This is a genomic window from Arthrobacter rhamnosi (assembly GCF_054510855.1).
In genome coordinates, this window is sequence record NZ_JBTNDT010000004.1 from 261,596 (window position 1) to 287,066 (window position 25,471).

The following is a 25,471-nucleotide window of genomic DNA, read 5'->3' on the forward strand; positions in this document are numbered from 1 at the left end:
GGGCGGCGGCCGCGTAGAGCCACCGCCCTCCTGGGACAGACCTGTCAGCTCACCCGAGGTTCCTCGGCCGCCATCGGTTCAGCGTCCAGGTGGTGCAGCTGCTCCGCGTGGCCCCGTGGTGAGTGGGCCTTGTCCGAGCCGTTCTCGTATGCGTTCTCGGCGTGGAGCCTGATGTCCAGGCCCTTCGCCTCCACCGCCTCGGGGACCCGGATGCCCATCGTCTTGTCCAGTACCTTCGCGAGCAGCCACGTCACCGTGAAGGTGTAGGCGAAGACCGAGAGGATCGCGGTGGCCTGCCGGAGCAGGAGGTCGAAGCCCCCTCCGTAGAGCAGGCCCTGCGCGCCGCTGGGCGCTTCGGGGGTGGCGATCAGGCCGATGAGGAGGCCGCCTGCGACACCGCCGATGAAATGCAGCGCCGTGACGTCGAGGGCGTCGTCGAAACCGAGCTTGTACTTGAGCGACACGGCGAAGTAGCAGACTACGGCTGCGGCACCACCGGTGGCGAGGGCGCCGAGCGGTGTCACCGCTCCACACGACGGCGTGATGGCCACAAGGGCCGCGATGGCACCCGAGGACGCGCCGAGGGTGGTGGGGTGGCCGTCGCGCAGGCGCTCCACGAGGAGCCAGACACAGACGCCGGCGCAGGTGGCGGCGATCGTGTTGAACGATGCGACCGCCGCATTGTTGTCTGCCGCGCCGAGGCCACTGCCATCGAAGCCGATCCAGCCGGTGAAGAGCAGGCCGACGCCGAGCAGGGTGAAGGGAAGATTGTGTGCCTTAGGCTGCACGGGCCACGTGCGGCGCTTGCCGAGCACGAGTGCCAGCGCGAGTGCGGCCACTCCCGAGTTCACATGGATCGCGGTGCTGCCCGCGTAGTCGATGGCGCCGAGCGTGTTCGCGATCCACCCGCCCTGCACCGCCCCGTCGGCCGAATCGAAGGCGAAGACCCAGTGTGCCACCGGGAAGTAGACCAGCGTCGCCCAGGCGCCGGCGAAAACGAGCCAGGCGCCGAACTTCATGCGGTCGGCTGCCGCTCCGGCGACGATCCCCGCGGTGAGGCCAGCGAACATGAGATGCAGTGCGGCCAGGGCGAGCGGGGGGAGGGCGGCGTCGTCGGGTGCTGTCAGGAGCTGCCCGAGTCCCGCGTACTCGGTGGGATCTCCCAGTAGGCCGAGACCGCCGATCGAGTTGCCGAAGACGGCGGAGTAGCCGAACGCGACCCACAGGATGCCGACCACGCAGAAGGATCCGAGGACCATGAGCATCATGTTCATGGTGGTCCTGCGGCTGACCATGCCGCCGTAGAACAGGGCCAGGCCGGGAAGCATCAGGGCGACGGCGACGACGGCGGTCAGGACCCACGCCGTATTGCCCGCGATTGCTGCAGTGTCCATGCAAGTCTCCAGAACGGTGGGAGGGAGGCCTGCGCTCGCGGGCCGCAGCGTTTCGATACGCTATCTAAATGCTTGGCCCGGCCGTTTTCGATGCCATATCGAATCTGTTACGCGCTGGTTAACTCTCGGGCGCCACTTCGGGGATGAGGCGGGCGGCCTCCCTGCGGATGTCGGGAAGGGTGGCCGGCGAGGCCAGCATCGACCGCAGGGAGGTGTCGGCACTCAGGCCCGCGATACCTTCCATCGAGTAGGTCTCGGTGGCGCCGGGGAGGGGCTGGCGGTAGTGGCGCTGCAGCCCCTCGTTCAGGGCCAGGGCTGCGGTGGCGGCAGGGATGGGGTCGACGTCGCGCAGTCCGCCCTGCTCCACGCCCTGCCGGATGATCGATGCGGTCAGGGCATGGAGCTCCGCGTAGTCGTCGAAGAAGGCCCCGAAGTTCTGTGGCTGTGCTCGTGCCACCCGCTCGAATTCGTAGAAGTCGAGCGGCGAGGAGCAGAGCTGGATGGTATCGGCAGCGAGCACCGCGTAGAGGCGGGCGGAAGCGCTGCCGGCCGAGGGCTCCAGCCGCCGCGCGAGTTCCAGGGACCCCCGGTTCTCCTCGAGGAGCGCCTGCAGGATGTGCTCCTTGCGGGAGAACCAGTAGTACAGCGAGGACTGCCGGAGCCCCGAACTGCGGGCGATCTCGCTCATGGTCGTCTCGGCATAGCCCTTGGCGACGAACAGGGCGGTCGCCTCACGGATGATGTCGTTCCTCGGCGATGCGCCGGTGGCGCCGCTGAGCCGGGGCCTGCCGGCACCCGTGCTGCCGGTCGTGATTGTGCGACTCATAAGTGTCTTTCCTCGTGGTGGTGGAAGCGCCAGCGTATCTACGCAGACGCCGGGCATCGGGCGGAAGAAGGCCCGCCCTTCAGGTATTTACGCCCCGGAAACAATATCGACACTTCATCGAAATTGGCTCCGGCGAAGCTTTTCAATAGCTTATCGAAAAGGGGCCGGAGCGGTCCCGGCGGAGATCGTAGAGGGAGATCGACATGAGTGTTGTAACCACAGGCGCAGCAGTGGAGACCGTCCAGCGCAAGCTTCAGGAGGCGGGCGTCAAGTATGCGATGGCGAGCTTCGTCGACATCCACGGCAACATCAAGACGAAGTTCGTGCCGCTCTCCCACCTGCCCCAGATGGCCGCAGGATCGGAGCTGTTCACCGGCGCTGCCCTCGACGGGATGCCGCAGGACATCAGCGACGAGGAGCTGTCCGCCCGTCCCGACCTGGACAGTGCGGTACAGCTTCCCTGGCGCAAGGACGTCGCCTTCTTCGCCAGCGACCTGTACACCGGGGGTGAGCCCTTCGAGGCCGCCTCGCGGAACATCCTCAAGCGTCAGCTCGAGGCCGCCCGCGCCATGGGATACACCTTCAACCTGGGCATCGAGACCGAGTTCTTCGTCCTGAAGGACACTCCGGCAGGGGTGACGGAAGCCAGTGACCGCGACAACCTGGACAAGCCCTGCTACACGGCGCCCGCGGCCCTCGACAACCTCGACTGGCTCACCGAACTGGTCGAGGCCATGACCACCATGGGCTGGGGCGTGTACTCCTTCGACCACGAGGACGCCAGGGGCCAGTTCGAGATCGACTTCAAGTACTCCGATGCGCTCACCATGGCCGACCGGGCCGTCTTCTTCCGCCTCATGGCCAACGAGATCGTCCGCAAGCACGGCTACTTCGCCACCTTCATGCCCAAGCCCTTCGCCGACAGGAGCGGGTCCGGGGCCCACTTCAACATGTCGCTGGCCGACGTGGAGACCGGGGAGAACCTCTTCGAATCGGACGATGACCCCCGCGGCTGCGGCATCTCCGAGCTCGGCTACCAGTTCATCGCCGGGGTGCTCAAGCACGCCCCCGCCATCTGCGCCGTCATCGCGCCCACAGTGAACAGCTACAAGCGACTGGTCCGCAAGGGCAGCATGTCGGGCTCGACCTGGGCGCCCGTGTTCGTCAGCTACGGCGACAACAACCGCACCAACATGATCCGCGTCCCGCTGGGCGGCGGCCGGGTGGAATGCCGGGCAGCGGACATCAGCTGCAACCCGTACCTCGGCGCAGCCATCATCCTGGCGGCGGGGCTGGAGGGCATCCGGGAGAACCTGGATCCGGGCGAGCCGCACACCGAGAACATGTACAACTACTCCGAGGCGGACATCCTGGCGAAGGGCCTCGGACTCCTGCCCCGCACCCTGGGCGAGGCCCTCGAGGAATTCGGGGCGGACGGGCTGTCGCGTGACGTGTTCGGCGAGGCGATGTACAACGCATACCTGGACTACAAGGGCCAGGAGTGGGACGAGTACCAGGCGCACGTCTCCGAATGGGAGACCAAGCGCTACCTCAAGTTCTTCTAGGCCGGCATGCACGCGTCCTTCGATCTCGGGAGGTTCAGGCTGCTCTCCGGCCTGGACCTACCCGAGGCCCGTCTCGCCTACACGACTCATGGCACTCTGAACGCCGAGGGTACCAACTGCATCATCCTGCCTTCGTACTACACCGGGACACATGCCAGCTACGAGCCGTGGATCGGCCCGGGCCGGGTGTTCGACCCGGAGCGGTGGTTCGTCGTTGCCGTCGACATGTTCGGCAACGGCGTGTCCACCTCCCCGTCGAGGGCCCATCCGGACATCGCCGGCGCCGCCTTCCCCGACGTCGACATCGCCGACAACGTCATCGCCCAGCAGCGACTCGTGTCAGCGCTCGGGGTCACGCGGATCGCCCTGGTGGCGGGGTGGTCCATGGGCGCCTTGCAGGCCTACGAGTGGGCCGCGCGGTTCCCGGACCTGGTGGACGCGATTCTTCCCGTCGCCGGAGCGGCGCGGTGCTCGCCACACAACCACGTGTTCCTCGAAGGCGTGAAGGCGGCCCTGCAGGCGGACCCTGCCTTCGCGGAGGGCCGCTATGGCGCTCCTCCGGTCCGCGGGCTGCGCGCCTTCGGTGCCGTCTACGCGGGCTGGGCCTATTCGCAGGAATTCTTCCGGGCGGGGACCTACCGTTCGCTCGGCTACGCGTCGATCGAGGACCTGCTGGAGGAGTGGGCCGCCGACCATGCAGCATGGGACGCGAACGACCTGCTGGCCATGCTCGGGACGTGGCAGCGGGCGGACATCGGCCGCGGACGGGGCGGATTCGAGCAAGCGCTCGCTGGTGTGTCCGCACGGTGCATCGTCATGCCCGGCAGCACGGATCTCTACTTCCCCCCGGCCGACAGCGCCCGTGAGGTGGAAGGCCTGCAGCACGCGGAACTCCGGCTCCTCGACTCGGACCTGGGGCATCTCGCGGGACGCCCTGGAATCCGGACGGGCGAGACGGCACAGATCGCCGGCGCGGTGCGGGACCTCCTCGGCGCGTCGGACCGGGCCGGGGCATACGCCGGGCCGACGTCGGGCAGGGGTCCGGGCATGCGGAAGGGGCGGCCGGAGCCGCCCCTTCGGGGTGCTGGTAAGTCCTAGCGCCGGACGTGGCGGCGGCCCGCGACGCTCTCGGCGACACCGATCAGCAGTACTGCCACGATGACGGACACGATGAAGCCGAAGATGTTCAGTTCCCACATGTTGCCGGTACCGAAGAAGCTCGCGATAGCACCGCCGATGACCGAGCCGACGAGGCCCAGCAGCAGCGTGGCGAGCAGGCCGAGGTTCTGCTTGCCCGGCTTGATGAGCCGTGCGAGCGCGCCGATGATGAGGCCGGCGAGGATGAATCCAATCATGGTCAATCTCCTTCTCTGTGCCCGCGGTGCGCGGGAAGTCCCTGATACTGCTGGTGGTCCCGCCACGTCGGTCCTGCCCGTGCCGTGCCCAGTGACGTGCAATGCCGTGCTTCTGCCGTGATGCAAACGCCCTGCCCGGAACCGGGCGGGTGTTGCCACCAGCGTTGATCAGTTCAACGATAGAGGAATGCAAAGCCTACTGAGGAATTGTTGATGGCGCGGACCCCTCGACAGCGCAGGACCGGTGCAGTATTTGCCGGGCGGACCACGCCCCACGGTGCCAGTCGCGTCATCGGACTCGTCGTGGGATGGCTCCTGGTGGTCATCGGTCTCGCCGCCCTCGTTCTTCCCGGCCCCGGCCTGCTGGCCCTCGTGGCCGGGCTGGCGGTTCTGGCACAGCAGTACGAGTGGGCGCGGCGCTGGCTGCAGCCCGTCAAGCGGAAGGCCTTCGCTGCGGCCGCGCAGGGAGTGAAGACGAAGCGCAACATCGTCCTCAGCTTCCTCGGCGCCCTGATCCTCGTGCTGCTCGGTGTCCTGTGGGGCGTGCACCCGGCTGTGCCGGGGTGGTGGCCGCTCGATGACCGCTGGTGGCTGCCCGGTGGCTGGAGTGTCGGATCGGGCCTCGTCGTCTCCGGGCTCCTGGCTGCGGTTTTCATCGTCTACAGCATCCGGCGGTTCCGGCCACAGACCTGACACGGTGCGTGCCGGCGCGCGAGCACGCGGTATGCAGGGGTAGCGTCGGACGAGCGCCGAAAAACGGACTATCGCGGAGGAGCATCACGATGACGGACACCCGATCCACGCCGACGTATCCCCTCGGGGCGGCCGGGTGAACTTCCAGGAGGTCATGGAGGGCGTGGGCGAGGCGGTCGACGCCGCGGGTGTCGCCGCCATCGTCATCGGCGCCGTCATCGCCACCCTCCTGGCGGGAGGCGCGCTGCTCCGGCGCCGCACGGAGGACGGCGTATACCACCGGTACCGCCAGCGGCTGGGCCGCTCGATCCTCCTGGGCCTCGAACTGCTCGTCGCCGCCGACATCATCCGCACCGTGGCGGTGACGCCTACGTTCGAATCGGTCGGAGTGCTGGCCCTGATCGTCCTCATCCGGACCTTCCTCAGCTGGTCGCTCGAGCTCGAGATCAGCGGCAGGTGGCCCTGGCAGAAGGGCGCCGCGAACCCCGCTGCGGACTGACAGTAAAAATAGTATTGACAAAAACATTTGTCGGCAGGACAGTGGACCCATGGACGACATCCGCGTCATCGAGGACCCTGCAGCCGCCGTCGCGTCCCTGGACCCGACCCGGTCGCGGCTACTCGACTTGCTCCGCGAGCCCGGCTCGGCGTCGTCGCTCGCGTCCCTGACCGACCTGCCGCGGCAGAAGGTCAACTACCACCTGCGCGCGCTCGAAGCCGTCGGCCTGGTCGAACTGGTCGAGGAGCGGCGGCGCGGCAACATGACCGAGCGGGTGCTGCAGGCGACTGCGGCGTCGTTCGTGATCTCACCGTCAGCCCTGGCCTCCGTGGCACCCGACCCGCGGCGGTTCACCGACCGGTTCTCCGCGTTCTGGCTGCTGGCGCTCGCAGCGCGCCTCGTCGAGGAGGTGGGCCGGCTCATCACCGGCGCCGCGACGGCGGGGAAGACCCTGCCGACCTTCGCGATCGACGGTGAGGTGACCTTCGCCTCCGCCGCCGACCGTGCGGCCTTCGCGGAGGAGCTCGGCACCGCCGTCGGGCAACTTGCGGCTCGATACCACCGGCCAGGCGCGGGCGGACGGCGCCACCGGGTGGTCGTCGCGCTCCATCCGACACTGAAGGATGCGCGGGCGCACCGCCCGGCACCGATCGATACCCCACCTACCAGCCCGGCCACCGGGCCAGCCCTTGAGGAGAAGCAATGAAAGAGAACGGGTCCTTCGAGATCGTCGTGGACACCATCGTGGGCGGGGCGCCCGAACGGGTATGGGAGGCCGTCACCACGGGCACGCCCGCGTGGATGTTCCCCACCGATGACTGGCCCTCCTCCTTCCCGGTGGAGGAGAGGCCGCACCACCTCGTCAACCGCATGGACGGAGAGGACGGCTGGTTCAACCAGCTCGAGCACGTCCTCGAACCGCTGGGCGACGAGCGAACCAGGCTCCACTACGTGCACAGCGGCATCTTCGTGGACGACTGGGACCAGCAGTACGACGGCGCCTCGCTGCACACGCACTTCTATCTCCACACCCTTGACCAGTACCTGCGCTATTTCGACGGCATGCCCGTCACGTTCACGGACATCCAGGCACCCGCCTCCTCCGCGGTGCCCGACGGCTTCACCCGCCTCATCAGCGCCCTGGAGCTCGACGGCGCGGTGCAGGGGGAGCGCGTCACGGTGATCGGACCCGACGGCGCACCGCTCGACGCCGAGCTCGACTACCTGACGGAGCACTTCCTCGGCCTGCGCACCGGCGACACCCTGTACCGGTTCTTCGGCCGGAATGCGTGGGGGGCCACGGTCGGCATGACGGTGCACGACTTCTCCGGCACCGGCCACGACCAGGCCGAGCCGTGGAGCCGGTACTTCAAGAGCATCTACGCCTGAGCGCATCTTCGGTTCGGTCAGGCGTGACGACGCCGTGCCCCTACTCGGGACACGGCGTCGTCGTTGTGCGACTACTGCCTGCTGTAGTCCAGGCGTGAGCGGACCAGCATGCCGTTCGGCGGTTCCGTTTCGCTCGGTAGTGCGTTCGTCGTGGCGTACAGGTACTTGCCGTCGATCTCGACGTCGGCAGGGAGGACAGCCTCCAGGAGGGGGACCGCCTCGGAAGTCCCCGCGGCGATGACAGAGATCCTGCCGGCGAAGAACTCGGCGACGAAGATGTTGCCCCGCCGGTCGAGCGCCAGCCCGGTCGGTGTCGTGAGGCCGGACGCGATGACCTCGATGCTGCCGGTGGCCGGGTCGAGCCGGCGTACCGACCCGAGCGTGGGATCCTCGGGGGCTCCCGGCAGCGACGTCAGGTAGAGCATGCCGTCCGGGCCGAGTTCGATGTCCGTGGGGACGGGTTCGCTGTTGAAGGTGGACCCGATGACGCAGTCGGGCAGCTCGAACCCCTGTTCGGCGGCAGAGGCGAAGAGCTCCGGAGTGATCAGCGTCGGCACAGGTTCGAGGACGGCCGCGCTGACGGTGTTGCTCCGCGTGTCGATGGTGAACACAGCGTTGGCGCCGGCGTCGGCTACGTACACGTAGCGGCCGGAGTTCGACACCGCCGTTGCATAGGGGTGCGAGTAGGTCTCGCCCCCATGGGGCAGCACGATGGGCGCGAGCTCCGGCGCGATCAGTCCTGCACATGCGGGGTCGAGGTTCTGGAAGCCATAGGCGTTGGCGGCATCGTAGTTGTTGGCGGTCTCGAGCGCGGCGAGATCGGCGATCACGCGGACGGCACCTTTCTCGAGAACGCTGACGTTGGCGATCAGCGGGCCCTCACCCTCGGGCCCACCGCCGGCACTTTCGGTGAAATACACCTCGCCGTGATGGGTGGACACGCCTCCGATCTCGATGCCGGGCTTGTCGATGAGCGTGGCCAGGACCCCCTTCCGATCCACACTGGTGAGCTGTCCGCCGAAATTCTGCGAGACGTAGGCCGTATTACCCCGGCCCACGGCGACGCGAAGCGGGCCGACAAGGCCGGTCGCCAGTGTGTCCGGCTCACCGGCGGTGACTGTCCAGCTGTAATGCGAGGAGCCGGGCGTCGCGGTTGCGGCGCCGGCTGGTGAGATGAGGGCGACCGCGAGTGCGGCCACCACGATGGGCGTGCTTGTACCCTTCATGAAGTTCGTCCTTGGGTGCGAGGGATCGTCGAGACTCTCTGACCGGCCCCAGCACCGAGCAGCGGCAAGGCCGCTGGACTACGCGCACGGCCCTGTCCCCCAGGAGTCCCCGTGCTGGTGAAATGCTAGGACTGCCCCGGGCGACTGTCTACGGTGTGCCGAAAAAAGACCTTGTCTGACACCGGTCAGTCAGGAGGGCGCTCAGTCGGACAGCGACTGCACCTGGTCCATCAGCTCGCGGGCCTTCTCGTCCGCTCCGGCCTCGGAGTAGAGACGGGCCGCTTCGGACAGGTGGTGCGCGGCCTTCTCGTGGTGCTCCCTTGCCGCGTAGTACTGCCCGAGGCAAGCCTCGAGATCTACCGTGAACTCGAACTCGAGGAGGTTGCGCTGGTCGGCGACCTCTCCTAGGAGTTTGCCCGCCGTGTCCAGATCCTCCGTGAGGATGGCGAAGTAGGCCTTGGCGATGGTCAGTTCGAGGTGCTGGCTGGGCGTACCGATAAGGTCCAGACCCTGTTCCGCCTTGCGCAGCGATTCTCGGACGGAATCGTCGACGATGCCCGCATGCAGCTTGAAGGTCGCACTCGCTTTGTGGAACTCTGCCCAGGCGGTCAGGTCCGTCTGGGGAAGCAGGAGCCTGGCGGCGAGTGCGTGCTGCTCACGTCCGACGTCGACCTCACCGCGGCGGAAGGCGACGTTCCCGACCGCCCAGGCCCCCCGTGCTACCAGGAGTGACGGCACGGATGGAGCGCCTTCACAGATGCTGAGGGTTTGGGCCACCTCCCACGCCTCCTCGAGGTCGCCCTTCACGGACAGCGCGGCGATGAGGATGAACGCGGCCTGGAGGCGGGCCGGCGACGGCTCGGCGAGGTGCGTTACCGACTCGACGGATTGCCGGGCGAGGTCGATGCCCTCGAGCAGGCGCCCCGTGCTGCGCGCAATGATGGAAAGTCGTGCCTGCACGACGGACCGCACTTCCGGCGTTGCGACCATGAGCGACGAGTTCTCCATCCGCAGCAGGACGGCCTCCGCGTCCTCCAACCGGCGCAGTGCGATCAGCGACTGCGCCTGCAGGAGGGACATGTCCCACCACGCCGCAGCGTTGCGCTGCTCAAAGGCGATGCTCGCAGCGTATTCGGCCTCGGACGCCGCGAGGGCGTCGTCGTGCATGTCCCGCGCATAGTTCGCTGCGAACATCGCGGTTGCCAGCGCGGGGGGATCTTCGGCGCCCGGTGGCTCGACCCACCAGTTGAGCGTCTGCGCGTCCATCCCGAGGCGCGCCGCGAAATGCTGCACCATCTCGGGAGTCGGTTGGCGCTGTCCGCGCTCGAGGAGGGAGATGTAGTGGGTGGAATACACCCCTGCTCCCAGTTCCTCCTGGGTCAGTCCCTTGGCGCTGCGCGCCTGACGCAGCATGTCCCCGAATTGCATGTACTTGTGCCCCCAGATACGTGGTCACAGCGATCCGCACTCCACGCAGGATTCGATTCGTGACTTCCCTTGTCTAACAGATGCTTCGGACAATCCGGAAAACTCAGGAAAAACGCTGGAAAGGAGCAGCAGCGGCGGCGTTCAGGCCTCGGGTGGCAGGGCCTCGTGGTGCTCCTTACCCTTGGTGCGGCGGTCTTCCTTCATCTCCGCTTCGAAGAGGTGGCGCTTGCCCTCGACCAAGGCGTCGCGGGCTTCCTTCTCGAAGGCCTTGAACTCGGAGTAGTAGTGGTCGTCATAGTCCTCCATGATCTGGAACGTCCACCGCCCCTCGATCACGTTGCGGCCGATGATCTCGCTCGCGAGTTTGTCGGCGATGTCCGTGTGGCCCGCCTTGCGGAACAGTTCTTCGGCTTCGGAGAGGTTGAGATCCGCCGTGCCGGTGAGTCGGTGGAATCCGTAGAGGAGTCCGCGGGCATGTTCCACGACCTCGAGTGCTTCGGACAGTTTTCCGAGTGCTTCGACCGTGATGTCGGAAACACCCTCGGGGCGCTGGTGGGTTGCGTCGGGACCGGGAGTATCGGGGGTAGCCATACTTCGTACCGTACCCGGATGGTTGGCCCCTCACACAGGTCATTCGGAATCACTCGAACGCCCAGCCGCAGCGTCGCCTTGTGCGTAAATGCAGAAGGGCTCTGCACTAATCGGCGTTGATCATGCCACCGCCGGGGCGAAATACTTCTAACGCTCCGGTGTGCCCGTCATCACAATGCGCACCGGCTAGCGGAGGCCGCTCACGGCGAACCGCACCACCGAGGACGTGTCGACGAAGACACCGAAGGAGTAGCCCGCATGAGTTCAACCCAGCACACCCCGCCGCACCGCCAGGAGGCCGACGTCGAACAGTCGGGCCTGAAGAAGGTGGTCGTCGCTTCGATGGCCGGCACCGTGGTCGAGTGGTACGAGTTCTTCCTCTACGCGGCGGCGGCGACGCTCGTCTTCGCCACCGTCTTCTTCCCCAACGCCGACTCGGAGCTCGATGCGATCATCGCCGGCTTCCTGACCTACGCGGTCGGGTTCGTGGCCCGTCCCATCGGCGGCATCGTCTTCGGACACTTCGGTGACAAGTACGGGCGCAAGCAGCTGCTGCAGCTGAGCATCATCCTCGTGGGCGTCTCGACGTTCCTCATGGGCTGCCTGCCCACGTTCGACCAGGTGGGCTACTGGGCCCCGGGGCTGCTCGTGGTGCTGCGCTTCATCCAGGGATTCGCCGTCGGCGGTGAGTGGGGAGGTGCCGTCCTCCTGGTCGCCGAGCACAGCCCGAACCGGAGCCGCGGCTTCTGGGCCAGCTGGCCGCAGTCGGCCGTGCCGCTGGGCAACCTCCTCGCCACGGGCGTCCTGTTCGGTCTCTCGGCCGTGCTGGACGAGACGGCGTTCCTCGGCTGGGGCTGGCGCGTGGCATTCTGGCTCTCCGCCGTGATCGTCCTTGTCGGGTATTACATCCGCACCAAGGTCAACGACGCGCCGATCTTCCTCGAGGCCCGCAAGGAGGTCATCGAGGAGGCCAAGGGGTACGGAGTGGCAGAGGTCTTCCGCCGCTACCCCCGCGGCGTCTTCACCGCGATGGGCCTGCGCTTCGCCGAGAACATCCTGTACTACCTCGTGGTCACCTTCAGCATCACGTACCTGAGCACCGTGGTCGGCGAGGACCGCACGCGGATCCTCCTGCTCCTGCTCGTGGCGCACTTCCTGCACTTCTGCGCAGTCCCGGTCGTGGGGCGCTTCTCCGACAGGGTGGGACGCAAGCCGGTGTACCTCGCCGGTGCCGTGCTCGGCGCCACCTGGGGCTTCTTCGCCTTCCCGATGATGGACACCGGCAACGACGCCATCATCCTCGCGGCCGTCAGCATCGGACTGATGTTCCACGCCCTCATGTACGCGGGCCAGCCCGCCATCATGGCCGAGATGTTCCCGACCCGCATGCGGTACTCGGGCGTCTCCCTGGGCTACCAGGTCACCTCGATCGTCGCCGGGTCCCTCGCGCCGATCATCGCGACGACCCTGCTGCGGGACTACGGATCCACGACCCCGGTCGCCGTCTACCTGCTGCTCGCCTGCTGCGTGACCATCGTCGCGGTCCTCCTACTCCGCGAGACCCGCGGCATCTCGCTGCTCGACGTCGACGAGGCCGATGCCCGCGGCACGGCGGACCTGCTCGCCGCCGCCAAGAAGTAGCCCGAAGCAGTAGCCCGACGCAGTAGTGGCCGCAGGCCGGAACTGCGCGATACCGGAACCACCGGGACGACGACGGCGGCAGGTGAGCGTCGTCGTCGTCCCTCTGCAGACCCACGAGCGAAGGAGCCCGGACATGGCAACGATCGGCTGGATAGGACTCGGGAACATGGGCGGCCCCATGACCGCCAACCTGGTGAAGGCGGGCCACACGGTGCGGGGCTTCGACCTCAGCGCCGACGCGGTAGCGGCTGCCGAGGCGGCCGGCGTCACGCCGGTGTCGGGGATCGCGGAGGTGACCGAGGGGGCGGACGTCGTGTTCACGATGCTCCCGAAGGGTGACCACGCCCGGGCGGTGTACCTCGGCGACGACGGGATCCTGGCCTCCGCCGATCCGTCGACGCTGCTGGTCGACTCGTCCACGATCGACATCGACTCCGCGGCGGCCCTCCACGCGGCAGCCGCCGAGAAGGGATTCCGCTTCGTGGACGCCCCCGTCTCGGGCGGCATCAGTGGGGCGAAGGCCGGGACGCTCACCTTCATGATCGGAGGTGAGGAGGGTGCGGTGAAGGATGCCACCGCGTTCATCGAACCGATGGCGCGGAACATCATCCCCACCGGCGGCCCGACCACCGGCCAGGCCGCGAAGATCTGCAACAACCTCATGCTCTTCATCAACCTCGCGTCGACGGCCGAGGGGGCGGTGCTCGCGGACCGGCTCGGCCTCGACAAGCAGGTGTTCTGGGACATCGCCTCGGTGTCCTCGGGTGACAGCTGGGCGCTGCGCACCTGGTACCCGGTCCCCGGAGTGGTGGAGACCGCCGCCTCGAACAACGACTTCGCGCCGACCTTCACCACGGACCTGGCGAACAAGGACATCGGGCTCGCGGTCGCGGCGGCACGCGATACGAACACCCCGCTGGAGATCGGCGAGCACGTCCAGCAGCTCTTCCAGCGGCTCATCGACGACGGCCAGGGCGGCAAGGACTGCTCCATGATCATCAAGCTCGTCGACGGCACGCTCTAGCCTCCAACCGAAGGATTCCCATGCAGCAGATCCCGCACTACATCGACGGCGCACGCGTGGCCGACGCCGAGCGCTTCGGCCCCGTCTTCAACCCCGCCACGGGGAAGCAGGAGAAGGAGGTGGCCCTCGCATCGCCGTCGCGCGTCGACGAGGCCGTTTCCGCAGCGGAGGCCGCCCTGCCCGGCTGGCGCTCGGCGAGCCTGGCGAAGCGGGCCGCGGTGTTCTACCGGGTCCGCCAGCTGCTCACCGAACGGAAGTCCGAGCTCGCCGCGATCCTGACCAGCGAACACGGCAAGGTCCTCTCGGACGCGGAGGGCGAGATATCCCGCGGGCTGGAGAACATCGAGTTCGCGACCGGGCTGGGCCACATGCTCAAGGGTGAGCGGTCCGAGCAGGTGTCCACCGGCGTCGATGTCCACTCGATCCGCCAGCCCGTGGGCGTGGTCGCGTGCATCACGCCGTTCAACTTCCCCGCCATGGTGCCGCTGTGGATGATCGGCAGCGCCATCGCCTGCGGGAACACGGTGCTGCTGAAGCCCAGTGAGAAGGACCCGTCCTCCTCGGTGTTCATCGCCGAGCTCTTCTCCGAGGCCGGGCTGCCGGACGGCGTGCTCAACGTGGTGCATGGGGACCGCGAGGCCGTGGAGGCCATTCTCGACCACCCCGGCGTGAAAGCCGTGAGCTTCGTCGGCTCCACGCCGATTGCCAGGACCATCTACTCGCGCGCGGCGGCCAACGGCAAGCGCGTCCAGGCCCTCGGCGGAGCCAAGAACCACATGGTGGTGCTGCCCGACGCCGACCTCGACATGGCAGCGGACGCGGCCGTCTCCGCCGCCTACGGATCCGCGGGGGAGCGGTGCATGGCCATCAGCGTCGTGGTCGCCGTGGGCTGGATCGCCGACGAGCTCGTGGACGCGGTTAGGACACGCATCGGTGCACTGAGGATCGGCCCGGGGATCGATCCGCACTCCGAGATGGGTCCGCTCATCACTGCGGAGCACCGGGACCGGGTGGCCTCCTACGTCACCAACGCCCCCGCCGAGGGTGCCACCGTCGTCGTCGACGGGACGCAGCAGCACTTCGACTCGGACGGCTTCTTCCTCGGCGTCTCCCTCGTGGACCACGTGAAGCCCGGCATGAAGGTGTACGACGACGAGATCTTCGGCCCGGTGCTGGCCGTGGTCCGCGTCGAGACCTACGCCGACGCCGTGCGCCTCGTCAACGACAACCAGTACGGCAACGGGGTCGCGATCTTCACGCGCGACGGCGGAGCGGCGCGCCAGTTCGAGGTCGAAGCGGAAGCCGGCATGGTGGGCGTCAACGTCCCGATCCCGGTGCCCGTCGGAACGTACTCGTTCGGCGGCTGGAAGGACTCGCTGTTCGGCGACACCCACATGTACGGGCCGGACAGCATCCGGTTCTACACCCGCGGGAAGGTCGTCACCACCCGCTGGCCCGACCCGTCCACGTCGGCGATCGACCTCGGCTTCCCGCAGGTCGACTGACGGGGTCCCCGGCCCCGGCCGTCAGTCCTGGCCTCGTTCCGGCGTCGGCGTCCTGATGTCGGCGTCCTGACGTCGGCCGCAGTATCGGGGCCTTCCGCCGTGCCGGCGTCTCGCATCGGCCTGCGGTGTCGCTGCCTAGCCCAGTTCCGGCTTCGCGATCACGGCGATGTCGTCGTCGCCCGCTCCCGCGCGCTGCGCCTCGGTGAGTGACTGCAGGACCGCAGTGACAGCGGGGAGAGGATCGGGGGTGGAGCGCAGCATCAGCCGCACGTCCTTGGCGAGCAGGTCCGCGGAGAACTGGGTGTCCCCGAAGGTACCCCCGGTGATGACCGGGCCCTTCATGCCGGCGATGGCCCCGAGGCCGGTCCCCTGGAGCAGGTCGAGGACGGCTGCGGCGTCGAGCCCGTTCGCCTTGCCCAGGCGCAGCGCCTCGACGAGGCCCTGCAGGGTGATGCCGAGTGCGAGGTTGGCGAGCAGCTTCCCGGTCGCGGCGTCGGACGGCGTCGCGACGCGGCGGAGGCGCTCGCTGTCACCCCACAGGGCGGCGAGGGGTTCGACCACGTCGACATCCTCCGGCGCGCCGCCGAGCAGCACACCGAGTTGGCCCGCACGTGCCGGGGCGAGGCTCCCGATGACGGGCCCGTGGACGTAGCGGACCCCGGCGGCAGCCGCGTACTCGGCGAACTCGCGGGCGTCGTCGGGGGAGACGGTCGTGACGTCGAACCAGACGGCCTCGGCGGGCAGCTCCAGCCCGGACAGCACTACCTCGCGGACGGTGTCCGGGCCGAAGAGCACCGTCAGGACGACGTCGGCGTCCCGAACGGCGTCCTCGGGCGAATCCGCCTGTGCGGCCCCGGCGTCGCGGAGGCGTTCGACGGCACCGGCCGTCCGGTTCCACGCGGTGAGTTCGTGGCCGGCGGCGAGCAGGTGCACGCCGAGTTCGTGGCCCATGCGTCCGACGCCGAGCAGTGCGATCTTCATGAATCCTCCGGGTGGCGGGTGGTAGTGGTCGTCCTGCCAGTATCGGCCTTTCCGGAGCGTGCCCCGAATCCGCGCTTCCCCGGCGTCAGGCCGAGGCAGCGGCTATCGCGGACCCGACCGGCGCGACCGATCCGCGGCGGATGAGCCGGGACGGCAGGGCCAGGTGCTCGGGCTCGCTCCGGTCCCCGCCGATGCGCCGGAGCAGCAGCGCCGCGGCGGCTACGCCTTGGTCGTACACGGGCTGGGCGACCACCGTGATGGGCGGCGTCATCAGGCAGGCCCAGGGCAGCTCATCGAACATGAGGAACGAGACGTCGTCGGGGATGCGGACGCCCGCGCGCTGGAGTTCCGCGAGGGCCTCGAGGGCTATCACGCTGTCGGAGGCGACGATGGCGGTGGCCGGATCCGGACCCGCCACCAATGCCTGCACCAGATCGCCGATGCTGTGCTGCTTGCCTGCCCCGAGGCGGATCAGGTCGGTCGGCAGGGCAACGCCGGCCTCGTCGAAGGCCCGGCGGATGCCCGCGATCCTCTCGGTGACGGGATTCGTGCCGAGGTCCAGGTCCAGCGTGAACCCGACACCACCGACGTCGAGGGAGGAGATGTAGCCGACCCGCGTGTGCCCCTCGTCGAGGAGGTGGCGCGCGGCTTCGTAGGACACCTGCCGCATCTCGGCGACGACGGAGTCCACCGGCAGGCTCGGCAGCTTCCGGTCCAGCAGGACCACCGGGCGTCCCGACTCGACCACGCGGTTGAGGTGCGTGCTGGAGGACCGGGTGACAGGCGCGACGATCATCCCGTCCACCCGCTTGTCCAGGAGCACGTTGACGGCGTCGATCTCCGTGGCGAGGTCCTCCCCGGTGTTGATCAGGATGACGTCGAAGCCGCCGGCCTTCGAGGTGTCGTAGATGCCGCGCATCGCGAGGCTGAAGTAGGGGTTCTCGATGTCCCCGACGACGACGCCGATCGTCTTCGAGCGGCCCGTGTTCATGCTCCGGGCCAGCTCGTTGGGGTGGTACTGCAGTGTTTCCGCGGCAGCCAGGACGCGGGAGCGGACCTCGTCGCTGACCGCGCCGTAGCCGCCGAGGGCGCGTGCCGCCTGGGCCTTGGACACCTGGGCGAGGCGTGCGACATCGGCAACGGTCGTGTAGCGGGACGCTGAAGAAGATTCCATGAAGCCCTTTCCGAAAAGAGTTGACCTACGTCGGAGCGCGGGGTACGTTCTTCACCAACCCGTGTGAGTCCGGTCTCATTCTAGGCAGGTGAGACCGGACTCAACAAGCAAGGCCAAGGCATTGCCGACAGCGAGCATGGGCCACCACCCCCACCAGAACCCTTTGGAGTACCCGGACATGATGCGCACTCTCTCCCGCCCCCTCGCCCTGGCTGCGGCCGCACTCGCAGCAACCCTCACCCTGAGCGGCTGCGGCGGCACCGCCGCCTCGAGCGGGGAGGAGAACCCCTACGGCCTGATCGAGCCCGGGACCATCCGCGTGGCGAGCCTCGGGGATTCGAAGCCGTACACCTTCACCGACGAGTCGGGGGAATTCACGGGCTTCGACGTCGAACTGTTCACCGACGTCGCCCACCGCATCGGGGTCGACGACGTCGTCTTCACCGGCCAGGACTTCTCCGGCCTGCTCTCCGCCGTCGCCAACGAGCAGTTCGACGTCGGAGTGGCAGCGATCGGGATCACCGAGGAACGCCAGCAGACCGTCGACTTCAGCGACGGCTACCTCGCCGGCTACCTGACCCTCATCACCCGCGAGGACTCGGGCATCGGCAGCGAGCAGGACGTCGCGGGCCACCGCATCGGCGTGGTGCAGGGAACGCTGCAGGAGGCCTACGCGGTGAAGAACTTCGCGGAGTCGGACCTCGTGCGGTTCCCCGACAACAACACCGCGATCGCCGCGGTGAACAGCGGCGCCGTCGACGCGCACTTCCTCGACTACGAGGCAGCGCAGGACTACATGGAGAAGTTCGGCCTGGTGTCCGCAGCGGACATCCCGTCCTTCGACGCACCGGCGGGCTTCGCCATCGCCAAGGACAAGGAAGAGTTCAAGGCCGCGCTCAACGAAGCCCTCGGCGACGCCATGGAGGACGGCACGTGGAAGGAGCTCTACGAGAAGTGGTTCCCCGGCTCCCCGATGCCCGAGCAGTACCTGCCGAGCGCCGAGCAGACGGCGACCCCGGCTCCCACGAGCAAGTAGCCGCACGGCCGGCACTGCGCGCCTCCCCGGTGTCGCACCCAACGAACTGAGAGCCCCTCATGGACTTCCTCGACAACCTCGTCAAGACCTTCTTCGACGTCGACTCGATGCTCACCGTCGCACCGCAGCTCCTGACGGTGGGCCTCGTGAACACGCTCGTGATCTCCGCCGCCTCCACCGTCATCGGCCTCGTCCTCGGGATGGTGGTCGCCGTCATGGGCATCTCCACCTCCCGCTGGCTGCGGGTCCCCGCACGGATCTACACCGACCTGTTCCGGGGCCTCCCCGCGATCCTGACCATCCTCCTGATCGGGCAGGGCTTCGCGAAGGTCAGCCAGAGCATCTTCGGGCCGTCACCCTACCCGCTGGGCATCATCGCGCTGAGCCTCATCGCCAGCGCCTACATCGGCGAGATCTTCCGCGCCGGCATCCAGAGCGTCGACAAGGGCCAGCTGGAGGCCTGCCGTGCCCTCGGCATGAACTACGGACGGGCCATGGCACTCGTGGTCATCCCGCAGGGCGTCCGCCGGGTGCTGCCGGCACTCGTGAACCAGTTCATCGCGATCGTCAAGGACTCGTCCCTGGTCTACTTCCTGGGCCTGCTCGTCTCCGAGCGCGAACTCTTCCGCGTCGGCCAGGACGCCGCAGTGAACACGGGGAACCTCTCGCCGCTCGTGCTGGCGGGCATCTTCTACCTCGTCGTCACCGTCCCGCTCACGCACCTCGTGAACTACTTCGACCAGCGCTTCCGCACCGGCCGCCGCCGGCCCACGGCTCCGACGAGCGGGCTCAAGGAAGTCACAGAACTCGATGCGGTCACCCCGCTCACCACAGGGAGCAACACATGAGCAGCACCACCAGCACCTCCGCCGACCAGCTCACCTTCCGCGGTTCCAGCCTCCAGCTGAAGAACCTGTGCATGGCGTACGGCGACGTCCCGGTCCTCCGCGGCGTCAGCCTCGAGATCGCACCCGGCACCACCACCTGCATCATCGGCCCGTCCGGGTCCGGCAAGTCGACCCTGCTGCGGGGCATCAACCGGCTGCACGAGCCCAGCTCGGGTGACGTCCTGCTCGACGGCGAGGACGCCCTGCGCGTCCGGCCGGACGTCCTGCGCCGCAGGATCGGCATGGTGTTCCAGCACTTCAACCTCTTCCCGGACCACACCGCCCTGGAGAACGTCGCCCTCGCCCTCTGGAAGGTCAAGGGGATGTCGAAGAGCGAGGCTACCGAGCGCGCCCGACGGCGCCTCACCGAGGTGGGGCTGGGGGAGCGCGCCGACCACCGGCCGCGCGACCTGTCCGGCGGACAGCAGCAGCGGGTGGCCATCGCCCGTGCACTGGCGATGGAACCGGAGGTCATGCTCTTCGACGAAGCCACCTCCGCCCTCGACCCGGAACTCGTCAAGGGCGTCCTCACCCTCATGGCCGGTCTGTGCGAGCGCGGCATGACCATGGCGGTGGTGACGCACGAGATGGGCTTCGCCCGCAGGGTCGCCGACCAGGTGGTCTTCATGGACGAGGGCGAGGTCGTCGAAGCCGGCCGACCGGAGGACATCTTCGACAACCCCCGCAGCGCACGCCTGCAGCGCTTCCTCTCGGAGGTGCTCTGATGCGCCGGCCCTTCCGCACGGCGATCCTCGGGTTCGGGATCTCCGGCAAGGTCTTCCACGCCCCGCTCGTCGCGGCGAACGCGGACTTCGCCCTCGACGTGATCGTCACCGCCGATCCGCAGCGGGCGCAGGACGCCCGGGCGAGCTACCCCTCCGCCCGGATCGTCGGCACCCCTGCCGAGCTGTTCGCACTGATCGACGCCGGGGAGGTCGGGCTGGACGTCGTCGTGCTCGGCACTCCGCCGGGAACGCACGCCGAGCAGGCGCGGCAGGCCTTCGCGCGGGGCATCCACGTGGTCGCCGACAAGCCGTTCGTCCCCACGAGTTCCGAGGGAACGCTCCTCCTGCAGGAGGCGGCGGAGGCCGGCGTGCTGCTGACCGTGTTCCAGAACCGCCGGTGGGACGCGGACTTCCTGACGCTCGGGAGACTCCTCGCATCGGGCGAGCTGGGGGACGTCCACACGTTCGAGAGCCGCTTCGAATGGTGGCGGCCGGGCGGCTTCGGCAACTGGCGGGACACCACGACCGTCGCCGAGGGCGGCGGCATCCTCCACGACCTCGGAGCCCACCTCATCGACCAGGCCATCCGCCTGTTCGGCCCGGTGCAGGAAGCGTACGGCGAACTGGACCGCAGGACCGCGGATGCGGCCGCGGACCAGGACAGCTTCGTCTCCCTGCGCCACGCCTCGGGGGTCCGTTCGCGGCTCTGGATGAGCGGGTTCGCAGCCCGGCCCGGCGCCCGGTTCACCGTCTCCGGGTCCTCCGGCGCCTATACGAAATGGGGGCTCGACCGCCAGGAGCCCGCCCTGGCAGTGGGCGCCGATCCCGCCGCGGAGGAGTACGGCGTCGAACCGGAGGAGGCCTGGGGCACCGTCTCGGACGGTACCTCGGAGCGCCGCGTCCCGGCCGAGCGCGGGGACTATCCCGCCTTCTACGACCTCCTGGCCCGCGCCCTGCGCGGCGAGGGTCCGCTGCCCGTCGACCCGCAGGACTCCATCGACGTCCTGCGGATCATCGAGGACCTGCACTCCCGGAGCGGACACCCGGCTCCGGCTCCATCACCTGCATCTATCACAAAGGAATCAACCCATGAGCACGGCTGAACCAACACGACGCGTCGCAGTCCTCGGCGGCGGGATCCTCGGGGTCTCGACGGCGGTGCACCTCCTGCGCGAGGGCGCATCGGTGGTCCTGGTCACCGAGGCGGAGCTCGCGAGCGGCGCCTCGGGCAGGTCCCTGTCCTGGCTGAACAGCGCGGGGGAGCGGACCTCCCCGTACCACCAGCTGCGCGTGTGCGGCATCGACCGGTACCGGACACTGTTCGCCGCGGACCCGTCCCGCGACTGGCTGCGCTTCGACGGCGGCCTCCACTGGGCCGACGCCGGCTCGGACCAGGACACGGTGGCGCGCCACGAATACGAGAAGGCCCACGCCTACGACTCGGTCCTGGTGTCCCCGGCCAGCGTGAACGACCACACGCCGGGGATCAGCGAGGACGCGGTCGGCACCGTGTCGATCTTCAACCCGGGTGAGGGCTGGGTGAGCCTGCCGCACCTCATCGACTTCCTGATGGAGGAGTTCAGTGCCCGCGGCGGCGAGCTCGTGACCCATGCCGGCACCGCACGCGTCCTAGTCGAGGACGGACGCGCGGCCGGCATCGAGACCCCGAACGCCGGGTCCTTCCCGGCCGACGTCGTCGTCGTGGCCTGCGGACCGCAGACCCCCGCCGTCGTCGCCGAACTGGGCGTGGAGATCGCCGACGCCTCACCGGTGTCGATGCTCGTGACCACCGCTCCCGTGGAACACCCCGCGAGGACGGTGATGAACACCCCGCGGGCGGCTGTGCGGCCCAACCCGGGCAACACCTTCGCGCTCGACCACGACTGGTACGAGGAGAGCATCACGCAGAACGCCGACGGGACGTATTCCATCCCGGAGGAGGTCGTGAACGAGCTCGCCGACGAGGCCGCGAAGCTGCTGGAGGGCGAGCCCCGGCTCACGGCCGCATCCTGGAAGATCGGCCGCAAGCCCATCCCCGGCGACGGGGAACCCGTGTTCGGTGAACTCGGGACCGTGCCCGGATGCTTCGTCGCGTTCACCCACTCCGGCGCCACCCTCGGGCTCATCGGCGGCGAACTGCTGGCGAACGAGATCGTGACCGGCCGCAGGCACCCGATGCTGGAGACCTTCCGGCCCGGACGCTTCGCCTGAGAGGGGAACCCCGCGACGCGCAGAGCGCCGACGGGGAGGGCTCAGGCCTTCCCCGCCGGCGTGGCCTGCTGCACGCGGGAGGGCGGCCCGATGGACGAACGGACCATGAGCTCCGCGGGGAGCATGTGCAGCCGGGGCTCGTACTCCGGCGAGCCGATGCGGGACGCGACCTGCTCCACCGCCAACCGCCCCATCGCGTCCACCGGCTGGGCGATCATCGTGAGCGGCGGCTGCATGACGGTCGCCCAGGACGTGTCGTCGAAGCCCACGAGGGACACGTCGCCCGGGTAGGAGAGCCCCAGGTCCTGGACGGCATGAAGGGCGCCGATGAGTGCTTCCGCCTCGGTCGCGAAGAGGGCGGTGGGAGGATCGTCCGACCGCAGCATGGCGTAGGCGGCCTGCGCCGCCGACGCCTCCGTCTTCGCTCCGGTGGTGATGAGGGCGGGCGAGTAGGGGATGCCCGCGTCCCGGAGCGCGTCCAGATACCCCCGCAGCCGCTCCGCATCGCTCCACAGGCTGCGGGTGTTGACGGTCAGGAGGTCGTCCAGGGTGTCGATCCCGGCGTCGGTCGTCGGGCCCCACAGGAAACCGATCCGCCGATGGCCCGCCTCGATGAGCGTCCGCGTCACGCGCCGGGCCTCCGCCCGGTTGTCGACGACCACGGCGTCGAGGTGCAGCCCCGGGACAAGCCGGTCGATCAGGACCACGGGGGTGCCGCGCCGGGTCGCCTCGGTGAGGTGCTCGGCCTCGGGCGCGCCGACCGCGGCCGAGGACACCACGATGCCGTCCACCTGCTTGTCGAGGAGGACGCCGACGGCGTGGCGCTCGGCCGCCAGGTCCTCGTAGGTGCTGATGACGATCACGTCGAGGTTCCTCGCGCTCGCCGCGTCCGACGCTCCGCGGATGAGGCCGGAGAAGAACGTGTTCCCGATGTCGGCCACGACGATCCCGAGGGAATTGGTGACGCCCGTGGTCATGCTGCGCGCGAGGATGTTGGACCGGTAGCCGAGGCGCTCGGCGGCGGCCAGGACCCGCTCGCGGGCGACGGCGCTGACCGAGCCGTAACCGCCCAGCGTGCGCGCCGCCGTCGCGCGCCCCACACCCGCTTCCGCCGCGACGTCTGAGATGGTGGGGGCGCTGATGGGAGGATGCTCGGACGCCATGGGCTAATGGTAACGAGGCAGCGGGGCGCTGGGCCCGACCAGGGCTGCCCGGGCCTCGTCGGGATCCTCGTCGGAGAACGGCCGGCCATGCCCGAACGCGCCCTCGACCGTGCACTGCTGCGCGGAATAGCGGGCGGCCGCGTGCATCGAGGCTGCGACGTCGACGGCATCCGCGCGCCGGTCGCGCGACCAGCCGGCCTGCAGCAGCCGCAGGAGGAACGCCGTCAGGTACGCGTCTCCGCAGCCCATGGTGTCGACGACGGACGACGGCGGGACGTACTGGGCGCCGTCCTCGTAGAACGTGCCGCCGTCGAGGAACAGGGCGCCCTCGGTGCCGCGGGTCGCCAGGGCGGCGCCGGCGCCGTGGCGGATCGCCGTCGAGAGGAGATCGCGCGTCTCCCGATCATCGAGGTCCGCGGAGGAGAACTGCGCCAGGTCCACGGAGGGGCAGACCGCGGCGAGGTAGGCATCGGACCGCCGGTCGTCGTCCGCGGAGAAGTCGAAGCTCACACGGGGGACGGCAGCCCGGACGGCGGGCAGGTGCTCCTCGATGCCGGAATAGACGCTGGAGTGCACGACGTCGAACCCGGCCAGGTACGCGAGGTCCTCGGCGGACGGCCGCAGCGGCTCGGCGAGCGTGATCCCGCCATCGTTCCAGTCCAGGAACTGGCGCTCCCCGGCCTCGAGCCGGATGTTCGTCCAGCCGCTCGGCCCGTTCCTCGTGACCGAGCGTGAGATGTCGACGGACTCCGCGAGGAGGGATTCCTTCAGCAGGTCGCCGAAGCGGTCGTTCCCGAAGACGCCGAGGTAAGCCGCATCGGCGCCGAGGCGGCGCGCGAAGACGGAGAAGTTGACGCTGTTGCCGCCCGGGTAGGAGGTGCGGCGGTCGATGAAGCGGTCGACGATGTTGTCGCCGTAGCCGAGAACGCGCATGGGTGCCTTGCTGCTCGAAGGAGTCCCGGCCGGGTGACGGGCACCCGGCCGGGAACGAGGGACTCGCCGTCCGCTGGGCTCAGTACTCGACGACCCGGTAGTACCGGCGCAGGTCGAGCGAGTGGTCGCGCTGCTTCTCGAGGTGCTTGCTGATCCGGCTGGTGATCGTGTCCATCACCAGCGGGCCGAGCAGGCCGCGGAATTCGTCGTCGACCCCCTCCAGCGCGTAGTCCGCGGTATCGAGGACGGTGGTCGCCTGCGAGTACTTCTCCGAGAACCTCACGACGCGCTCCATCAGGGGGCGGGTCTCGTCCTCGCCGACGAGGAGCAGGACGCTGGTGTCGGGCTCGATCAGCTCGAGGGAACCGTGGAAGAACTCCGCACCGTGCACCCGGGTGGTGCGCAGCCACTGCATCTCCTCGAGGATGCACATGGAGTACAGGTAGGCGTGGCCCCAGAGGTTGCCGCTGCCCACGACGAAGTGGTAGTCGGTGTCCTTGTGGCGGGCCGCGAATGCCTCGGCCAGGGGCTCCGCCTGGCGGGCCACCTCGACGAGGGCCGCCGGGACGGCCGGCAGCTGGTCGACGAGCTTGTCGTAGCCGGCGAACTCGCCGCGTTCGGACAGGAACCGCGTGGTGAAGAGCAGCAGACCCAGGTCGAACGGCCAGGCGTCGGGCTCGGTGATGAGTGCGTAGTCGACGGCCTGTGCGATCGGGCTGTCGGCGATCCCGGTGAATCCGACGGTGCGGACACCGCGGGCGCGGCAGTACTCGATGGCCTGGATGACATCCTCGGTGGTGCCCGAGGCCGAGGCGAAGACGGCGACCGCCCGCTCGTTGAGCAGGGCATCGCCCGAGAGGACCAGTTCCGCCGCGATGGCGGAGCGGACCGGGATCCTGGTGTTGCGGCGCAGGAGGTGCTCGTAGGGCCACATCGCGGCGTAGGTTCCTCCCGACCCGATGAGGAAGACGGCGTCGACGTCGGAGAGGCCGGCGACGATTTCTTCTATGCGCGGCTGGAGGCCCAGGAAGCTCCGGGCGCGGGTGAGGAACTGGTCCTCATCGAACTTCAGCATGATGATCCCTTCGGAAGAGGCGAGGTGACCGGACTGATACCGGTATCACCGGCACATCGTTGCACGGGAAAATCTGCAGCGTCAACCATTCCTTCTGATTCTCGGGGGCGTTGAATCGACGCCGGGAAATAATCGCCCCTCCTACTGGTA

The 25,471-nt window shown here is 68.7% G+C and carries 25 protein-coding genes; 14 read left to right on the top strand and 11 right to left on the bottom strand.

The genetic code is table 11. The features are described 5' to 3' along the window. Positions 1-44 precede the first annotated feature (44 nt). Positions 45-1,394, bottom strand: coding sequence for an ammonium transporter (locus ACX80I_RS10085; protein WP_459344976.1), 1,350 nt, complete (start codon positions 1,392-1,394; stop codon positions 45-47). Positions 1,395-1,512: 118 nt separating this feature from the next. After that, complete coding sequence (locus tag ACX80I_RS10090; protein WP_459344977.1) at positions 1,513-2,220, bottom strand: TetR/AcrR family transcriptional regulator; 708 nt, start codon at positions 2,218-2,220, stop codon at positions 1,513-1,515. Positions 2,221-2,423: 203 nt separating this feature from the next. Between ACX80I_RS10090 and glnT the strand changes: the two genes are divergently transcribed. Beyond that, entirely contained in the window at positions 2,424-3,785 is a 1,362-nt protein-coding gene (gene glnT / locus ACX80I_RS10095) for a type III glutamate--ammonia ligase (protein ID WP_459344978.1), read from the top strand. Positions 3,786-3,791: 6 nt separating this feature from the next. After that, the gene (locus ACX80I_RS10100) at positions 3,792-4,883 is read left to right on the top strand and encodes an alpha/beta fold hydrolase (RefSeq protein ID WP_459344979.1); all 1,092 of its coding nucleotides are present in this window, start codon (positions 3,792-3,794) and stop codon (positions 4,881-4,883) included. Here ACX80I_RS10100 and ACX80I_RS10105 read toward each other — a convergent pair. Further along, complete coding sequence (locus tag ACX80I_RS10105; protein ID WP_459344980.1) at positions 4,880-5,140, bottom strand: GlsB/YeaQ/YmgE family stress response membrane protein; 261 nt, start codon at positions 5,138-5,140, stop codon at positions 4,880-4,882. The genes ACX80I_RS10100 and ACX80I_RS10105 overlap by 4 nt on opposite strands. Positions 5,141-5,353: 213 nt before the next feature. On the opposite strand from ACX80I_RS10105, the gene ACX80I_RS10110 reads away from it, so the two are divergent. The 4 genes from ACX80I_RS10110 to ACX80I_RS10125 all read left to right on the top strand — a co-directional run bounded on the left by ACX80I_RS10110 (position 5,354) and on the right by ACX80I_RS10125 (position 7,721). After that, positions 5,354-5,833 (top strand): PGPGW domain-containing protein, encoded by a 480-nt coding sequence (locus ACX80I_RS10110; protein ID WP_459344981.1) that lies wholly within the window; start codon positions 5,354-5,356, stop codon positions 5,831-5,833. 136 nt (positions 5,834-5,969) lie between these two features. Next, a complete protein-coding gene (locus ACX80I_RS10115; RefSeq protein WP_459344982.1) occupies positions 5,970-6,332 on the top strand; it encodes a DUF1622 domain-containing protein in 363 nt (120 codons plus the stop codon). Between the two features lie 49 nt (positions 6,333-6,381). Further along, positions 6,382-7,038 carry an ArsR/SmtB family transcription factor gene (locus tag ACX80I_RS10120; RefSeq protein WP_459344983.1) on the top strand — a complete coding sequence of 219 codons (657 nt, stop codon included), beginning with the start codon at positions 6,382-6,384 and terminating at the stop codon, positions 7,036-7,038. Further along, on the top strand, positions 7,035-7,721 hold the full coding sequence (locus ACX80I_RS10125) for an SRPBCC family protein (protein WP_459344984.1): 687 nt from the start codon (positions 7,035-7,037) through the stop codon (positions 7,719-7,721). Before ACX80I_RS10120 ends, ACX80I_RS10125 begins: the two co-directional genes overlap by 4 nt. 71 nt (positions 7,722-7,792) lie before the next feature. Here the strand turns inward: ACX80I_RS10125 and ACX80I_RS10130 are convergent, their stop codons facing one another. The 3 genes from ACX80I_RS10130 to ACX80I_RS10140 all read right to left on the bottom strand — a co-directional run bounded on the left by ACX80I_RS10130 (position 7,793) and on the right by ACX80I_RS10140 (position 10,966). Further along, positions 7,793-8,947, bottom strand: coding sequence for a ScyD/ScyE family protein (locus ACX80I_RS10130; protein WP_459344985.1), 1,155 nt, complete (start codon positions 8,945-8,947; stop codon positions 7,793-7,795). A gap of 201 nt (positions 8,948-9,148) precedes the next feature. Beyond that, entirely contained in the window at positions 9,149-10,375 is a 1,227-nt protein-coding gene (locus ACX80I_RS10135; RefSeq protein ID WP_459344986.1) for a helix-turn-helix domain-containing protein, read from the bottom strand. A gap of 141 nt (positions 10,376-10,516) precedes the next feature. Beyond that, on the bottom strand, positions 10,517-10,966 hold the full coding sequence (locus ACX80I_RS10140) for a hypothetical protein (protein WP_459344987.1): 450 nt from the start codon (positions 10,964-10,966) through the stop codon (positions 10,517-10,519). Positions 10,967-11,224: 258 nt separating this feature from the next. Between ACX80I_RS10140 and ACX80I_RS10145 the strand changes: the two genes are divergently transcribed. The 3 genes from ACX80I_RS10145 to ACX80I_RS10155 all read left to right on the top strand — a co-directional run bounded on the left by ACX80I_RS10145 (position 11,225) and on the right by ACX80I_RS10155 (position 15,136). Further along, positions 11,225-12,607 carry an MFS transporter gene (locus tag ACX80I_RS10145; protein WP_459344988.1) on the top strand — a complete coding sequence of 461 codons (1,383 nt, stop codon included), beginning with the start codon at positions 11,225-11,227 and terminating at the stop codon, positions 12,605-12,607. Positions 12,608-12,740: 133 nt separating this feature from the next. Further along, complete coding sequence (gene mmsB, locus ACX80I_RS10150; RefSeq protein WP_459344989.1) at positions 12,741-13,631, top strand: 3-hydroxyisobutyrate dehydrogenase; 891 nt, start codon at positions 12,741-12,743, stop codon at positions 13,629-13,631. Positions 13,632-13,651: 20 nt separating this feature from the next. Continuing rightward, positions 13,652-15,136 carry a CoA-acylating methylmalonate-semialdehyde dehydrogenase gene (locus ACX80I_RS10155; protein ID WP_459344990.1) on the top strand — a complete coding sequence of 495 codons (1,485 nt, stop codon included), beginning with the start codon at positions 13,652-13,654 and terminating at the stop codon, positions 15,134-15,136. A gap of 135 nt (positions 15,137-15,271) precedes the next feature. Here the strand turns inward: ACX80I_RS10155 and ACX80I_RS10160 are convergent, their stop codons facing one another. After that, complete coding sequence (locus ACX80I_RS10160) at positions 15,272-16,117, bottom strand: NAD(P)-dependent oxidoreductase (protein ID WP_459344991.1); 846 nt, start codon at positions 16,115-16,117, stop codon at positions 15,272-15,274. A gap of 85 nt (positions 16,118-16,202) precedes the next feature. After that, entirely contained in the window at positions 16,203-17,291 is a 1,089-nt protein-coding gene (locus ACX80I_RS10165; protein WP_459344992.1) for a LacI family DNA-binding transcriptional regulator, read from the bottom strand. Positions 17,292-17,469: 178 nt separating this feature from the next. Between ACX80I_RS10165 and ACX80I_RS10170 the strand changes: the two genes are divergently transcribed. The 5 genes from ACX80I_RS10170 to ACX80I_RS10190 are packed head-to-tail and all read left to right on the top strand — an operon-like array spanning position 17,470 to position 22,150. Further along, positions 17,470-18,327, top strand: a complete 858-nt coding sequence (locus ACX80I_RS10170) for an ABC transporter substrate-binding protein (protein WP_459344993.1) — start codon at positions 17,470-17,472, stop codon at positions 18,325-18,327. A gap of 59 nt (positions 18,328-18,386) precedes the next feature. Then, on the top strand, positions 18,387-19,175 hold the full coding sequence (locus ACX80I_RS10175; RefSeq protein ID WP_459344994.1) for an amino acid ABC transporter permease: 789 nt from the start codon (positions 18,387-18,389) through the stop codon (positions 19,173-19,175). Next, positions 19,172-19,939 carry an amino acid ABC transporter ATP-binding protein gene (locus ACX80I_RS10180; protein ID WP_459344995.1) on the top strand — a complete coding sequence of 256 codons (768 nt, stop codon included), beginning with the start codon at positions 19,172-19,174 and terminating at the stop codon, positions 19,937-19,939. Before ACX80I_RS10175 ends, ACX80I_RS10180 begins: the two co-directional genes overlap by 4 nt. Continuing rightward, entirely contained in the window at positions 19,939-21,042 is a 1,104-nt protein-coding gene (locus tag ACX80I_RS10185; protein WP_459344996.1) for a Gfo/Idh/MocA family protein, read from the top strand. Before ACX80I_RS10180 ends, ACX80I_RS10185 begins: the two co-directional genes overlap by 1 nt. Beyond that, entirely contained in the window at positions 21,029-22,150 is a 1,122-nt protein-coding gene (locus tag ACX80I_RS10190; RefSeq protein ID WP_459344997.1) for an NAD(P)/FAD-dependent oxidoreductase, read from the top strand. The genes ACX80I_RS10185 and ACX80I_RS10190 overlap by 14 nt, the downstream gene beginning before the upstream one ends. 41 nt (positions 22,151-22,191) lie before the next feature. On the opposite strand, the gene ACX80I_RS10195 is transcribed toward ACX80I_RS10190, so the two are convergent. The 3 genes from ACX80I_RS10195 to ACX80I_RS10205 all read right to left on the bottom strand — a co-directional run bounded on the left by ACX80I_RS10195 (position 22,192) and on the right by ACX80I_RS10205 (position 25,321). Then, a complete protein-coding gene (locus tag ACX80I_RS10195; RefSeq protein ID WP_459344998.1) occupies positions 22,192-23,313 on the bottom strand; it encodes a LacI family DNA-binding transcriptional regulator in 1,122 nt (373 codons plus the stop codon). A 3-nt stretch (positions 23,314-23,316) separates the two neighbouring features. Next, positions 23,317-24,246 carry a PfkB family carbohydrate kinase gene (locus ACX80I_RS10200; protein ID WP_459344999.1) on the bottom strand — a complete coding sequence of 310 codons (930 nt, stop codon included), beginning with the start codon at positions 24,244-24,246 and terminating at the stop codon, positions 23,317-23,319. Between the two features lie 79 nt (positions 24,247-24,325). After that, positions 24,326-25,321 carry an SIS domain-containing protein gene (locus tag ACX80I_RS10205; protein ID WP_459345000.1) on the bottom strand — a complete coding sequence of 332 codons (996 nt, stop codon included), beginning with the start codon at positions 25,319-25,321 and terminating at the stop codon, positions 24,326-24,328. Positions 25,322-25,471 lie beyond the last annotated feature (150 nt).